Source organism: Arthrobacter sp. TS-15 (assembly GCF_006964045.1).
Lineage (GTDB): Bacteria > Actinomycetota > Actinomycetes > Actinomycetales > Micrococcaceae > Arthrobacter.
The window spans coordinates 18,570-31,572 of sequence record NZ_SDXQ01000018.1 but is presented as its reverse complement, the minus strand read 5'-3'; the positions used below and the strand labels follow the sequence as shown (position 1 = coordinate 31,572).

Here is a 13,003-nt window from a genome sequence, read left to right as displayed (position 1 = left end):
CGGGAGCCCGCCCAGTGCCAAAGATTGTTGACCACGATCAACGACGCCTCGAACTAGTTGACGCGACTTGGCGGATCATCGCGAGGCTGGGCATGGAAGGTGCAACCATGCGCGAAATCGCCGAGGAAGCAGGCTTCGCCAACGGCGCCCTCAAGCCCTACTTCCCCACCAAGGACCTCCTGCTGACGTCGGCGTTCGCGCACGTCTTCAACCGCACCAACCAGCGCATCGCCACCATGACGGATGGACTCTCAGGAGTGGCGGCACTCCGCGCGTTCTGCGCCGAAGTCCTGCCGCTGGATGAAGAACGCGTCAACGAAGCCCGCATCGTGATTCCGTTCTGGCAGAAGGCGCTGAACGACGCTGACATGGCAGCACTCCACAGCGATTCCATGAGCCAGTGGCATGCCACCATCACGGCTCATTGCGCAGCAGCCCGGGCGGCCGGTGAGATCAGCACCCCTATCGGGGACGCCGCCGTCGCCGACCACCTGCTCAACATGATGCTCGGCGCACAGATCGTGGTGGCATTGTCCCCGGCTGAACATTTTTCGCAGGATCTTGCGGGGCAGTTGGATAACTATCTGGCGCTACTCGCGGCGTAGCTAGCTGGTCGCGCCGGAAGCCACGACTCCAACGCCCAGCCCGGCGATCACACCGCTACTGACACGCTCGACGACGGAACTCACCTTGGGACGCTTGAGCCACCTCATCGCCTTGAACGCGACGACGGCGATCATCGACAGATAGGCGAAGGCGATGACAGCCACCACTACACCCAGGATGAGGGAGGTTCCCATGGTGTCGCCACCGTGCGGGATGAACTGCGGGACCACAGCCAAGTAGAACAGGCCCACCTTCGGGTTGAGCAGCGTGGACAGCGCCCCCGCCCCCATGGCCGAAAGCCGACTGTAAGGGAGGGGCGCGTCCGCGATTGTTCCGTCGGCGCCGGCTTTGGCTGCCTTGCGGGATTTGATGAATGACGAAACGCCCAAATACAGCAAGTACAAGCCGCCCGCGATCTTGACCCAGCGGAACAGTTCCGCGGATTGCTCAAGGATGGCGGCTAGGCCCACTCCCACCAATGCAGCCCAGGCTATGGCGCCAACCGCAGACCCTGCCGCCGCAGCAATGCCCGCACTGGGACGGTTCAACGCGATGCGCAGGACAAGGAAAGTGTCCGGCCCTGGCGTCACGGAAAGGACGAGGCATAGGCCGGCAAAGGCAGCGAGGGAAGCAAGAGTCACAAGCTCGATTATCAGGCACCGGCCCCGCTTCGGAAAGCGTTCGCTTCCGGTCAAGGGCTGTTCGTGCATAGACAAGGTCCACGCACGTGGCGCCCGCCACACTGGAAACATCGCCGCGTGCCTCACTGGCCGCCAAGAATTACTACATGAGCGGAGTACCAATGGAGACTTACGACGCCCTGCTGGCCTCGATCACCCCGGCCCCCGGCCAGAACAGCCGCACCATTTTTGACCCGGCGACGGGCGAGGCCGTCGGCGAAGCACCGGTTCACACTGTCGAGGACCTCGAATCCGCCATCACCGCGGCCGCCGCTGCCCAACCCGCGTGGGCTGCTCTGGGCCACGACGCCCGGTCCGCCGCGCTCATGAAAGCCGCCGACGCCGTCGAACGTTCCGCCGAAGAACTTGCCCAGCTGCTCTCCCGCGAGCAGGGCAAGCCGCTGAACGGCCCGAACGCGCGCTTCGAAGTCGGCGCCTGCGCAGCGTGGCTCCGCGCCACGGCCGCCACCCCGTTGGACCCCGAAACCGTAGTGGACGACGGCGAAACCCGCGCCGAACTGCACTACCGGCCCATCGGCGTCGTAGGTGCCATCGGCCCGTGGAACTGGCCCATGATGATCACCGTCTGGCAGATCGCCCCGGCCCTGCGCATGGGCAACGCCGTAGTGGTCAAGCCCTCGGAATACACTCCCTTGTCCGTGCTGGCACTGGCTTCGATCATCAACGAAGAGCTGCCCGAAGACCTGCTGTCCGTTGTCTCTGGCGGGCGCGATGTCGGCGAAGCGCTGGCCTCGCACGATGCCATTGGCAAGGTCATGTTCACCGGCTCCACCGCCACAGGCAAGGCGATCATCCGCTCGTCCGCTGACACCGTCAAGCGGCTCACACTGGAACTTGGTGGCAACGACGCCGGCATCGTCCTGCCGGACTCGGACCCCAAAGCCATTGCCGAGGGCCTGTTCTGGGGTGCGTTCATCAACACCGGCCAAACCTGCGCCGCCCTTAAGCGCCTGTACGTCCACGAATCCCAGTACGAGGCCGTCTGCAACGAGCTCACCGCTGTTGCTGCTGCGATGCCCATGGGTGTTGGGCTCGATGAGAACAACGTCCTTGGCCCGCTGCAAAACCGGCAGCAATTCGACATCGTCGCCCGGCTGGTGGAGGCCGCCCGTGACTCCGGCGCGCGTATCCTGGTGGGCGGAAACCCCGACGCCGACGCACCCGGCAACTTCTACCCCACCACCCTGGTGGCCGACATCGACAACGACAACCCGCTGGTGGCCGAGGAACAATTCGGACCCGCCCTGCCGATCATCAAATACAGCACCGTTGACGAGGCAGTCGCCAAAGCGAACGCGCTCGACGTCGGCTTGGGCGCCTCAGTCTGGTCCTCCGACTTGGGTGCCGCACGGGAAGTGGCTTCACGAATCCAGGCCGGCACCGTGTGGATCAACAAGCACGGCGCCGTGGACCCCCGCGTCCCGTTCGGCGGTGCCAAGCAGTCCGGCTACGGCCTGGAGTTCGGCGCCGAGGGCCTCAAGGCCCTGGGCGTCCCGCAGGTCATCAACGGCTAACCTTCCACCCAACTGAGTCGCAGCAGAGCGCGTTTTGAGCACCCAAAACGCGCTCTGCTGCTACATAGATGGGGTCTTAGGGTGTCCAGTCACAGGGTGGACGCGGTTGGGAGGCCGGGCGCTCTGCGTGTAACCATGAGCATCATGGCCCAGAAAATTGCGTACCAAGGTGAGCGGGGAGCCAACTCGGATCTCGCGTGCAAGGAAATGTTCCCCGACCTCCAAAGCGTTCCATGTGCGAGCTTTGAGGACGCATTTGAGCTGGTGTCCACTGGCGAAGTGGATCTGGCCATGATCCCGATCGAGAACTCCATCGCCGGGCGTGTGGCCGATATCCACGTCCTTCTCCCCCAGTCCAAGCTGCAGATCGTCGGCGAGTACTTCTTGCCCATCCGTTTCGACCTTTTGGGAATCCCGGGCAGCACCATTGAAGGCGCCACGGAGGTCCACAGCCACATTCACGCCTTGGGGCAGTGCCGCAGGATCATCCGGGAAGCCGGCCTCAAGCCCGTCATCGCTGGTGACACCGCAGGCTCAGCCCGCGAAGTCCGGGACTGGAACGATCCCCGGAAACTGTCCCTCGCTCCGCCGCTCGCCGCTGGCCTCTACGGGCTTGAGGTGTTGGCCTCCGGTGTGGAGGACGATCCCACCAACACCACACGCTTTGTTGTTCTGGCCCGTGAACGCGAGCTTCCCACCAAGGAAGAACTGCCCGGTCCAGCGATCACCAGTTTTGTTTTCCGAGTCCGAAACGTTCCGTCGGCGCTTTATAAGGCACTGGGCGGTTTTGCGACCAACGGCCTCAACATGACGCGGCTCGAAAGCTACATGGTGGGCGACGAATTCGCCGCCACCATGTTCCTTTCCGACGTCGAGGGGCACCCTGCGGATGCTCGTCTCCGCCGTGCACTGGAGGAACTCGAGTTCTTCACCACCGAGGTTCGGGTCCTTGGTGTTTACGCCGCCGATGGTTACCGCGAACGGAACACCGTCAGCGCCTAGTCCAGGTTGGCCCCGGAACGGCCGTGAGCCAATCCCGTGGGGATGCCAATGAGCACCGGTTCCGGAGCGGAGCAGCAACCGCCGGACTGCTCGCCCTCCGAGGACTGAACTGCGGCAGGCACGTCGCAGCTGGTACCGGCGTCGGATGAGCAGACACCGGTTTCGGGTAGCTCCAGGTGCACCGTGTCAGCCGCCGCCTGATCCCCGCCCAGCGCGGCAGCCACGGAACGGACCTGCTCGTAGCCGGTGGCCAACAGGAAGGTGGGTGCACGGCCGTACGACTTCATGCCCACGATGTAGAAGTCCTTCTCCGCGTGGGCGAGAACCTTCGCGCCGTGCGGCGGGACAGTGCCGCAGGAGTGGAATTCGGGATCGATCAGCGGGCCCAGTTCCGTAGGGGCTTCAACAGCAGGGTCCAGGTTCAGGCGCAGTTCCCGGAGCATGTCCAGATCGGGGCGGAAGCCTGTACAAGGGACGACGACGTCCGTCACCACACTGCGACCGTCACCGGAGGATACGGTCACGTCGTGCTCCGAATCGACCAGCGAGTTGATGCCGAAGCTTGTGTGCAGTTCGATCGTGCCGGCATCCACCAGACGGCGAAGCCGGGAGCCGAGCTGTCCGCGTGCGGGCAGGCCGTCGGCATCACCGCCGCCGTAGACCTTCTCCGGGGATGCACCGCGGATGGCCCAGAGAATGCGTGTTTCGGGCTCTGTCCTGGCCAGTTCCGCGAGGTTGATCAGCGTGTTCGCTGCGGAGTGGCCTGCTCCGACCACCAAGACACGTCGGCCAGCGAACGAGGCCCGATCGCGTCCGGAAACATCGGGAAGGGGTGAGGAGATCCGGTCTGATGCGCGGACCTCACCGATAGCAGGTAACCCTGACGTACCAAGGGGATTGCGGGTGGACCAGGTGCCGGAGGCGTCGATGACAGCCGACACGGTGTAGTCGCGCACCTCCCCATCAGCGTGTTCCACTCGGACCATAAACGGGGTGGTGTCGCGGTCGCGCACGTGGGTTTTATCGAGGCCGGCGCGGGTAACCGCGGTGACGCGTGCGCCGGTCTGCAAACGGGAGGCAACGGCCGGGTGTGCTGCCAACGGACTGAGGTACTTATCAACAAGTTCGCCGCCGTAGGGCAGGGCGGTCAGCCGAGGCGACTCCCAGCCCGTGGGCTCCAGCAACCGAACTGCCGCTGCGTCGAGGTTGAATCGCCACGGGGAGAACAACCGTATGTGCCGCCACTGCTCAATCGCTGAACCCGCTGACGGCCCGGCCTCGAAGATTATCGGCTCCAGACCCCGCTCCAGCAGGTGGGCCGCTGCAGCCAAGCCGATGGGGCCAGCGCCGATCACGGCGACAGGAAGGTTCTCAACCATGGGTAACTCATACCTCCGTTGGGTAAAGCTCAGAAGTGGGTGGGCTCTTCGACCAGTGCTGTTGCAATGCTGTCGGCGTCGTCCAGGGCAGCGAGGTAACGCTCAGCGTCGAGGGCGGCAGCGCATCCTGTGCCCGCCGCAGTGATGGCCTGGCGATAGCGGTGATCCACGGCGTCGCCACACGCGAACACACCGGTGAGGTTGGTCATGGTGGTTGGCGAGGCCACCTTGATGTAGCCCTCGGCGTCGAGGTCCACTTGTCCCTCCACCAGTTCTGTTCGCGGCAGATGACCGATGGCTACGAAGATTCCTGTGGCAGCCTGCTCTCGGGTTTCACCGGTACGCGTGTCCTTGAGCGTCACCCCAGTGACCTTCGTGTCTCCATGGATGGCCGTGATAGCCGAGTTCCAAGCGAAGGTGATCTTGGGATTGTCCTTGGCACGCTGCGCCATGATCCGGGATGCCCGCAGCTCACCCTTCCGGACCACTACCGTGACGGACTTCCCAAAGCGCGTCAGGAACGTCGCTTCCTCCATGGCGGAGTCACCACCACCAACAACGATGATGTCTTGCTCACGGAAGAAGAAGCCGTCGCATGTGGCGCACCAGGATACTCCGTGGCCGCTGAGCTTCTTTTCCTCCGGAAGACCGAGCTCCTTATACGCCGAGCCCGTAGCGAGAATGACGGCAGGTGCCTCGTGGGTCTCACCGGCTCCGGTGACTACGCGCTTGAGGTGAGCCTTGAGATCAACCTCAGTGACGTCGTCGAACACTATCCGGGCGCCGAACTTTTCCGCTTGCTCCTGGAGTCCATCCATGAGTTCGGGTCCCTGAATACCGCCGGGGAAGCCGGGGAAGTTTTCCACTTCGGTGGTGTTCATGAGGGCGCCGCCGGCGGTGACGGAACCTGCCAGAACCAGGGGATTCAAGCCGGCACGGGCTGCGTAGATCGCCGCTGTGTAGCCAGCAGGGCCGGACCCGATGATGATGAGTTGTTCGTTGCTCACGGGAGTTGCTCCTGGTAGTCGGGGTTACTTGGCCGCGGGGATCAGTGACGCGATAAGGCCTTCGATGCGGGTCTTGATATCGTCGCGGATCGGCCGGACCGCGTCCACACCTTGCCCGGCGGGGTCCTCAAGAACCCAGTCCTCGTAGCGCTTGCCGGGGAAGTACGGGCACTCGTCTCCGCAGCCCATGGTGATCACGACGTCTGATTCTTTGACGGCTTCAGTGGTGAGGACTTTGGGGATCTCGGCCGACATGTCGATACCAAGCTCAGACATGGCTTCCACCGCGGCGGGGTTCACCTTGTCTGCGGGCTGCGAGCCGGCTGAACGGACCTCAATGGCACCCTTGGAAAGGGTGGTGAGAAAAGCTGCGGCCATCTGTGAGCGCCCTGCGTTGTGAACGCAGACGAACAGAACGGACGGCTTCTTAGCGGTTTCGGTGCTCACGGTGTTCTCCTGTGTCAGTTGGGTCTGGTCGGGATCGATCCGCACCAATGCCGCGATGTGTCATATCGATAATCATCGATGCATTGAGTATCGGTCCATAGATTGATGATTGTCAATATATTGAGGGCTGCAGAGCTAGGCGGCACGCAGCCGGGGGGCGAGATCGTGGACTCGGCGTGAAATGTCGGCGAACGCGTCCTCAAACGCTTGCTCGCTATCAAGTCGCACCGGATCCGGAATGGACCAGTGGATGCCCTGGAGTCCCGGCAGCTCCTCGTGGGCGTTATCGCAGACGGTGATCACCAGGTCTTCGGCACCCGCTACGTGGTCGATCAAGCGGGGCTTGACGCCCTCAAGGTCCAAGCCGTGGCGGCGGGCAACATCCACGGCACCGGGTGCCACATGTTCGGCCGGATGCGTTCCCGCCGAAACCGCTGGGATGTCACTAGCCGTTCGCCACAGAGCGGTAGCCAGTTGCGAGCGGGCGCTATTGCGGGTGCACACAAATAAGACGCGCCGCGCCCCGTGCTCGCGGCCGGGAGTGAGGCCTTCCAGAGCGCCGGGCGCCAGACGAACATAGCTTCGGCGCTTGTCAGCTTCGGAACGATGCCGCACCGCCAGCCCCGCGAGTTCCATGGATCGCAGATGGTGCGACAGCAGATTCGCCGGAATCCCCAATTCCGATTGCAGCTCCGTGGGCGACAGGTCCCCCAAGGTGAGCAGGTCTACGATGCGGAGCCGCGCAGGGTCACTCAGGGCCGCGTACTTGGCGGCTCTCTCCAGAAGAGCTGCCCTCTCCAGAGGGCTTGAGCTTTGATCAATATCCATTGATTCAATTTTGACTGAACTACTTTCATCAGTCAAGCTGTCTTCATGACTTCTTCCCCGACCGCCCTCTGGCGGCGCGCCCTCGCCGAAGCACTGGGTACCTGCCTGCTGGTAGCCGTAGTCGTCGGCTCCGGCATCGCGGCCCAGCGGCTCTCCCCGCATGACGTCGGCCTGCAGTTACTGCAGAACAGCACCGCCACCGTGCTCGGGCTGACCGTCCTCATATTGGTCTTTGGACCCATCAGTGGCGCGCACTTCAATCCGGCGGTGTCACTGGTGGACTGGGTTCTGGCCAGGCGAACCGGCAGCGGGCTGTCGCTAGGGGAATTAGGCGCGTACATTGCGTCGCAGACTGCGGGCGCCATCTGCGGCAGCGTGCTGGCGAACGCCATGTTTGAGGTGGGTACGTCAATCTCCAGCAAGGAGCGCACAACTCCGGGCCACCTGTTGGGCGAAATCGTGGCCACGGCCGGACTTATTCTGCTGATTTTCTCCCTCGCCGCAACCAAACGTGGCTTCTTGGCAGCCCCAGCTGTTGGTGCCTACATCGGGGCGGCTTATTGGTTCACTTCCTCGACGTCCTTCGCGAACCCCGCGGTCACGGTAGGACGGGTCTTCAGCGACACCTTCGCAGGGATCGCACCCGCCTCCGCGCCTGGATTTGTTCTGGCGCAGTTGGTTGGCGCTGCCATAGGACTGGGACTTTTGGCGATGCTGTTCCCCACGGAATCGCGCGCACCAGAGGACGTCGTAGTACCGCACCCAGCGGACAAGCACGCATGACCCACCCTTACGCTCGGGGGTAATGCCCAAGTAAAGGACATTGATAGCCGTCAATGTAGGCGCATAATGGGTTCATGACCGCCTTACCAATACTGCAAGCCGCCTCGGAGCAAGACTGCTGCGAAGCAACGGGCCACCCTGCCCTGAATGCGGATGAAGCCAAGCGGAAGGCAACGGTTTTCAAAGCCCTCGCAGACCCTAACCGGCTGCGGCTTCTGTCCATGGTCAAGGCTGAACCGTCAGGAGAATCCTGCGTCTGCGACCTCACTGAGCCACTGGGCCTGGGACAGCCGACGGTGTCGCACCACCTGAAGATCCTTGTGGATGCAGGCTTGCTTCACCGGGAGAAGCGCGGCACGTGGGCGTATTACTCCATGGTCCCGGGCGCATTGGACAGTGTAGCCGGCGCCCTGGCCGCGCTGTGACGGTAGCGCTGAGGGCTATGGAGCCCAAAGACTGGCGGGCAGTCAGGGAGATCTTCCAGGAAGGAATCGACACCGGCTACGCCACTTTCGAAACAAATGCCCCCGAATGGCCCGCCTTCAACAACTCCAGGCTTCCGGACCACCGGCTGGTAGCGGTCAACGAGACTGGGGTGATCCTCGGCTGGACCGCAGTCTCACCGGTTTCCTCGCGTCCGGCCTACGCCGGCGTCGTTGAGCATTCCATCTACGTTGCGGGCGCTGCACGCGGCCACGGCGTTGGGAAACTCCTTCTGCAGGCCCTGGCTGCTTCCACCGAGGCGCAGGGAATCTGGACCATCCAGTCCAGCATTTTCCCGGAGAACGAGGCCAGCCTTCGACTCCATCAAGCCAATGGGTTTGCCATTGTCGGGCGGCGGAACCGTATTGCTCGCGTGAGCACCGGACCCGCCGCCGGACAATGGCGCGACACCCTGCTGCTAGAGCGCCGCTCGCCCGTCATTGACTGACGCTTACCGCCCCACCGACGCCTGCTCCTCCTCACGAGGACCCACAACGTCCGTGGAAGACTCACGCGCAAGCTTGCTCGGCCACCAGATCTTGCTGCCGATGTCGTAAGCCAGCGCGGGCACCAGCAGGGATCGGACCAGCACCGTGTCCAGTAGCACGCCGAATGCCACGATGAAGGCGAGCTGGACCAGGAACATGATGGGAATGACACCGAGGGCTGCGAACGTGGCCGCCAGGACCACGCCGGCAGAGGTGATCACACCACCGGTGACGGCCAGTCCGCGCAGGATGCCCGGACGTGTCCCATGTTTCAAGGATTCTTCCCGGACCCGACTCATGAGGAAGATGTTGTAGTCCACGCCGAGGGCCACCAGGAACACGAAACCGAACAACGGCACAGTGGCGTCGGCACCGGAGAATCCGAACACCCCGTTGAAGACCCAGGCGGAAACTCCCATGGCGGCGCCGTAGGAGAGCACCACGGACAGCACCAGCAGCACCGGCGCCACCACGGAGCGCAGCAGGAGCATCAGGATGAAGAGGATGACCACCAGCACGATCGGGATGATGACCACCAGGTCGCGCTGGGCTGTGGTGTTGGTGTCCAGCGCAGTTGCTGTCACGCCGCCCACCAATGCTGCGGAATCAACCTCGCGAACAGCCACACGCAACGACTTCACGGCCTCTTCAGCCTCAATCGAGTCTGCCGCCGAGTTCAACGTGGCATTGATGAGGACCCTGCCGTCGCGAACTGCCGGCTCAGCAGGAGCGCCGGGGGCACCGGTGATGGGAACATTTCCGTCAGCCAGCAGGTAGGCGTCACCCACGCCGTCGGCTGCTTTGACCTTGTCCAGGACCTGCTGCGCGGAACCTTGTGAGGCGACCACGACGGCGGGGCTGCCGCTACCGGCGTCGAAGTGGCGCGCCAGCGCTTCCTGCCCGTCCACGGCGTCGGACGCGGAAAGTATGACATCCGTTTGCGGAACCCCGTTGGCCTTCAACTGCAACAAGCCTGTGGAAGCGACCAGGAGGAGAAGGACCGAAGCCACCCACACAACCCGCGGGCGCTTGGAGACCAGACGACCCGTGGCGCGCCACAGACCCTTTTGCCCCTCAAGGCCGGTGACAATCTCCGGTTCGCGTTCGTCGTCGGGCAGCAGCTTGGGCCGGAAGGGCCAGAAGGCCGAACGGCCCAGCAACGCCATGAGCGCGGGCAGCAGCGTGAGCGCAGCGAACAAGGAGCAAAGAATACCTGCGGCGGCTACAGGTCCCAGCGCCTTGTTGGAATTCAGATCGGAGAACAGCAGGCAGAGCAGCGCAATGATGACAGTGGCCCCGGAAGCGAGGATGGGCTCGAAGGAGGCCTTCCATGCCGTGATCACCGCTTGGGTGCGGTTGGTGGTGTGCGTGAGCGCCTCCCGGAACCGCGCCACGAACAGCAGCGCGTAGTCCGTCGCGGCGCCAATGACCAGAATGGACAGGATGCCTTGGCTCTGCCCGTTCAACTGAATCCAGCCGGCCTTCGCCATTCCAAACACCAGAAGGATCGCGGCGCACAGGGCAAACACGGAGGTGAGCAGCACTGCGATTGGCAGCACCACCGAGCGGTAGACCAGCAGCAGGATTACGAACACGGCACCCAGGGCAACCAGCAGCAGGATGCCATCAATTCCACCAAAAGCGTTGACGAGGTCGGCGGTCAGGCCTGCCGGACCAGTGACAAATGCCTTCATGCCGTCCGGCGCGCCGGGCTGCACGACGTCACGCAGCTCCTGGACTTTCTCCCGCAGCTCATCCGAGGACGCCATGGGGACAACGAACTGAACTGCCTTGCCGTCTTGCGACGGGATGGGCCCAACGACGGCGCTCCCCAGCTTGAGCGCCTCAATGTCGGCTTTCAGCTGGGCTGCTTCGCCCAGCTGCGCGGGGGTGAAGGAAGCGTCGCTCTCGATGATGACAATTGCCGGGATCTCTTCGGAGTCCCGGAATTTGGCCTGCCAGTCAGCGGCTTCCGTGGCTTCGGCGCCAGCGGGAAGGAAGGAAGCTTGGTCGTTGGACGAGACCTCTTCCAGCCGGCCGAACGTGGGGCCGCCGATTCCTGCGATGCCCAGCCAGGTGATGACCAGCACCACTGGTATCAGCCAGCGCAGCCAGAACGGTATCTTCTGCGAGTTCATGAGTCCTTCTTTTGGTGGGAGTGCTTGAGGGCTTTATTCCATCATAGATTATCTCTATGATGGAACTATTCCAAGACCTCAATACTATTAATGCCGGAATCCCCTATGGCTGGGAGTAATATCCGGAAGGCAGTAATCACATGACAACGCTGGCAGGAGGGCGGACATGTCGAACCCCACAGACCCGCGCCCCGGCGAGGGGCGCCCCGAAAACGCGGCTCCCCAAGAACTTGTGCGGCTCCTCCAGGACTTCACCCTCGAGGCCAACCACTATGTAGATGCCGCAGGTGGCCGGAACGACATGCACCGCACGGACCTCAACGCGCTGGCCGTCATTATGCGCCACTCCGCAGCGGGCAAGGTGGTCACCCCGGGTGTTCTCCGCGCCGAACTCCGGCTCAGCTCCCCTGCCACTACCGCATTGGTTGATCGCCTGCACGCCTCCGGACATGTGGTGCGCGAACGACTCGGGACGGACCGCCGGCAGGTCCAGTTGCAGATGACCCCTAAGGCGTACCAGGACGGAAGCGCCATGTTCATGCCGCTCGCCATACGCATGGGTAAGGCAATGGCCGCTTACAGCCCTTCGGAGCTGGCGCTGGTGACCCGGTTCATGACTGACATGGTGGAGGCCACCCTCGCCGCCCGCGAAGAAGCGGCCGAAGCGGAACCCAACTGAGTCGCATTTGTGCGCGTTTTGAGGGTCCAAAACGCTCACAAATGCGACCCAGTTGGGTAGCGTTTCCCTATGAACGCGCAGCAGCCTGAAGATGTCTATACCCACGGGCACCACGAGTCGGTTGTCCGGGCCCACGCCTCACGGACGGTCCAGAATTCGGCCGCGTTTGTGATTCCCCATCTCACCCCCGGAACGTCAGTTCTCGACGTCGGGTGCGGACCCGGCAGCATCACCTGCGACTTCGCGGGGCTGGTCGCGCCCGGGCAAGTGATCGGCTTGGACCGGTCCGCCGACATCGTGGCACAGGCCGCCGAACTGGCAACCGAGCGCGGCGTGGACAACGTGACCTTCCAGACCGGCAACATCTACGATCTCGACTTTGAGGACGAGTCCTTCGACCTCGTTCACGCACACCAGGTCCTCCAGCACCTGACCGACCCCGTCGCTGCCCTCCGTGAAATGCGCCGAGTGGCGAAACCCGGCGCCATAGTTGCGGTCCGCGACGCCGATTTCCACGGCATGAGCTGGTACCCGGAAGTCCCCGAGCTGGACGACTGGATGGAGCTCTACCAGAAGATCGCCCGCCGCAACGGAGCAGAACCCGACGCCGGCCGTCGCCTTGTTTCGTGGGCCCAGCAAGCAGGATTCACTCAGGTAGCGCCCACCAGCAGCAACTGGCTCTACGCCACCGCCCAACAACGCGCGTGGCAGTCCCGGGTCTGGAGCGAACGGGTGCTGCACTCAGCGTTCGCCGAGCAAGCCTTGGAGTACGGTTTCGCCAACGAGGCCGACCTCGCCCGGATCGCTGCAGGCTGGCACCGCTGGGGAGCCTCCGACGACGGCTTCTTCCTCATTCCCAACGGCGAGGTGATCGCTCGGGCATAATCTCCGGAAAAAGTTTGCCGAACCATGTAGAAATGCCGCCCGCAGTTCCGACCCATGAGTGAA

At 63.4% G+C, this 13,003-nt stretch carries 14 protein-coding genes; 8 read left to right on the top strand and 6 right to left on the bottom strand.

What is annotated here, in order from left to right:
* The first annotated feature begins 14 nt into the window (after positions 1-14).
* Positions 15-605: a TetR/AcrR family transcriptional regulator gene (locus EU811_RS07150; RefSeq protein ID WP_142937800.1), complete on the top strand. Its 591-nt coding sequence runs from the start codon at positions 15-17 to the stop codon at positions 603-605.
* Here EU811_RS07150 and EU811_RS07145 read toward each other — a convergent pair whose 3' ends face one another.
* Positions 606-1,247 (bottom strand): LysE family translocator, encoded by a 642-nt coding sequence (locus EU811_RS07145; protein WP_142937799.1) that lies wholly within the window; start codon positions 1,245-1,247, stop codon positions 606-608.
* 161 nt (positions 1,248-1,408) lie between these two features.
* Here EU811_RS07145 and EU811_RS07140 point away from each other — a divergent pair, with 161 nt between their 5' ends.
* Both EU811_RS07140 and EU811_RS07135 read left to right on the top strand, forming a co-directional pair.
* Positions 1,409-2,821, top strand: coding sequence for an aldehyde dehydrogenase family protein (locus EU811_RS07140; protein WP_142937838.1), 1,413 nt, complete (start codon positions 1,409-1,411; stop codon positions 2,819-2,821).
* Positions 2,822-2,965: 144 nt separating this feature from the next.
* Positions 2,966-3,823 carry a prephenate dehydratase gene (locus tag EU811_RS07135; protein WP_142937798.1) on the top strand — a complete coding sequence of 286 codons (858 nt, stop codon included), beginning with the start codon at positions 2,966-2,968 and terminating at the stop codon, positions 3,821-3,823.
* Here EU811_RS07135 and EU811_RS07130 read toward each other — a convergent pair.
* From EU811_RS07130 to EU811_RS07115, 4 genes are all read right to left on the bottom strand, one after another.
* Positions 3,820-5,202 (bottom strand): NAD(P)-binding domain-containing protein, encoded by a 1,383-nt coding sequence (locus EU811_RS07130; protein WP_142937797.1) that lies wholly within the window; start codon positions 5,200-5,202, stop codon positions 3,820-3,822. The genes EU811_RS07135 and EU811_RS07130 overlap by 4 nt on opposite strands.
* Positions 5,203-5,231: 29 nt before the next feature.
* Positions 5,232-6,209, bottom strand: coding sequence for a thioredoxin-disulfide reductase (gene trxB / locus EU811_RS07125; RefSeq protein WP_142937796.1), 978 nt, complete (start codon positions 6,207-6,209; stop codon positions 5,232-5,234).
* A 24-nt stretch (positions 6,210-6,233) separates the two neighbouring features.
* On the bottom strand, positions 6,234-6,656 hold the full coding sequence (locus EU811_RS07120) for an arsenate reductase ArsC (protein WP_142937795.1): 423 nt from the start codon (positions 6,654-6,656) through the stop codon (positions 6,234-6,236).
* Positions 6,657-6,791: 135 nt separating this feature from the next.
* Positions 6,792-7,484 (bottom strand): arsenate reductase/protein-tyrosine-phosphatase family protein, encoded by a 693-nt coding sequence (locus tag EU811_RS07115; RefSeq protein WP_142937794.1) that lies wholly within the window; start codon positions 7,482-7,484, stop codon positions 6,792-6,794.
* A 45-nt stretch (positions 7,485-7,529) separates the two neighbouring features.
* Between EU811_RS07115 and EU811_RS07110 the strand changes: the two genes are divergently transcribed.
* The 3 genes from EU811_RS07110 (at position 7,530) to EU811_RS07100 (ending at position 9,198) form a co-directional block, all read left to right on the top strand.
* Positions 7,530-8,267: an aquaporin gene (locus EU811_RS07110; RefSeq protein ID WP_142937793.1), complete on the top strand. Its 738-nt coding sequence runs from the start codon at positions 7,530-7,532 to the stop codon at positions 8,265-8,267.
* A gap of 74 nt (positions 8,268-8,341) precedes the next feature.
* On the top strand, positions 8,342-8,692 hold the full coding sequence (locus EU811_RS07105; RefSeq protein ID WP_142937792.1) for an ArsR/SmtB family transcription factor: 351 nt from the start codon (positions 8,342-8,344) through the stop codon (positions 8,690-8,692).
* Positions 8,693-8,709: 17 nt separating this feature from the next.
* Positions 8,710-9,198 (top strand): GNAT family N-acetyltransferase, encoded by a 489-nt coding sequence (locus EU811_RS07100; protein WP_238703330.1) that lies wholly within the window; start codon positions 8,710-8,712, stop codon positions 9,196-9,198.
* 3 nt (positions 9,199-9,201) lie between these two features.
* On the opposite strand, the gene EU811_RS07095 is transcribed toward EU811_RS07100, so the two are convergent.
* The gene (locus EU811_RS07095) at positions 9,202-11,376 is read right to left on the bottom strand and encodes an MMPL family transporter (RefSeq protein WP_142937790.1); all 2,175 of its coding nucleotides are present in this window, start codon (positions 11,374-11,376) and stop codon (positions 9,202-9,204) included.
* 166 nt (positions 11,377-11,542) lie between these two features.
* On the opposite strand from EU811_RS07095, the gene EU811_RS07090 reads away from it, so the two are divergent.
* Both EU811_RS07090 and EU811_RS07085 read left to right on the top strand, forming a co-directional pair.
* On the top strand, positions 11,543-12,055 hold the full coding sequence (locus EU811_RS07090) for a MarR family winged helix-turn-helix transcriptional regulator (RefSeq protein ID WP_142937789.1): 513 nt from the start codon (positions 11,543-11,545) through the stop codon (positions 12,053-12,055).
* Positions 12,056-12,124: 69 nt separating this feature from the next.
* Complete coding sequence (locus EU811_RS07085; protein ID WP_142937788.1) at positions 12,125-12,940, top strand: methyltransferase domain-containing protein; 816 nt, start codon at positions 12,125-12,127, stop codon at positions 12,938-12,940.
* Positions 12,941-13,003 lie beyond the last annotated feature (63 nt).

Excerpts from the sequence above, each read along its gene's own strand:
- EU811_RS07090 (WP_142937789.1), top strand. The coding sequence starts at position 11,543 with ATGTCGAACCCCACAGACCCGCGCCCCGGCGAGGGGCGCCCCGAAAAC.
- EU811_RS07135 (WP_142937798.1), top strand. The coding sequence starts at position 2,966 with ATGGCCCAGAAAATTGCGTACCAAGGTGAGCGGGGAGCCAACTCGGAT.
- EU811_RS07140 (WP_142937838.1), top strand. The coding sequence starts at position 1,409 with ATGGAGACTTACGACGCCCTGCTGGCCTCGATCACCCCGGCCCCCGGC.
- EU811_RS07130 (WP_142937797.1), bottom strand. The coding sequence starts at position 5,202 with ATGGTTGAGAACCTTCCTGTCGCCGTGATCGGCGCTGGCCCCATCGGC.
- EU811_RS07105 (WP_142937792.1), top strand. The coding sequence starts at position 8,342 with ATGACCGCCTTACCAATACTGCAAGCCGCCTCGGAGCAAGACTGCTGC.
- EU811_RS07095 (WP_142937790.1), bottom strand. The coding sequence starts at position 11,376 with ATGAACTCGCAGAAGATACCGTTCTGGCTGCGCTGGCTGATACCAGTG.
- EU811_RS07100 (WP_238703330.1), top strand. The coding sequence starts at position 8,710 with ATGGAGCCCAAAGACTGGCGGGCAGTCAGGGAGATCTTCCAGGAAGGA.
- EU811_RS07085 (WP_142937788.1), top strand. The coding sequence starts at position 12,125 with ATGAACGCGCAGCAGCCTGAAGATGTCTATACCCACGGGCACCACGAG.
- EU811_RS07110 (WP_142937793.1), top strand. The coding sequence starts at position 7,530 with ATGACTTCTTCCCCGACCGCCCTCTGGCGGCGCGCCCTCGCCGAAGCA.
- EU811_RS07115 (WP_142937794.1), bottom strand. The coding sequence starts at position 7,484 with ATGGATATTGATCAAAGCTCAAGCCCTCTGGAGAGGGCAGCTCTTCTG.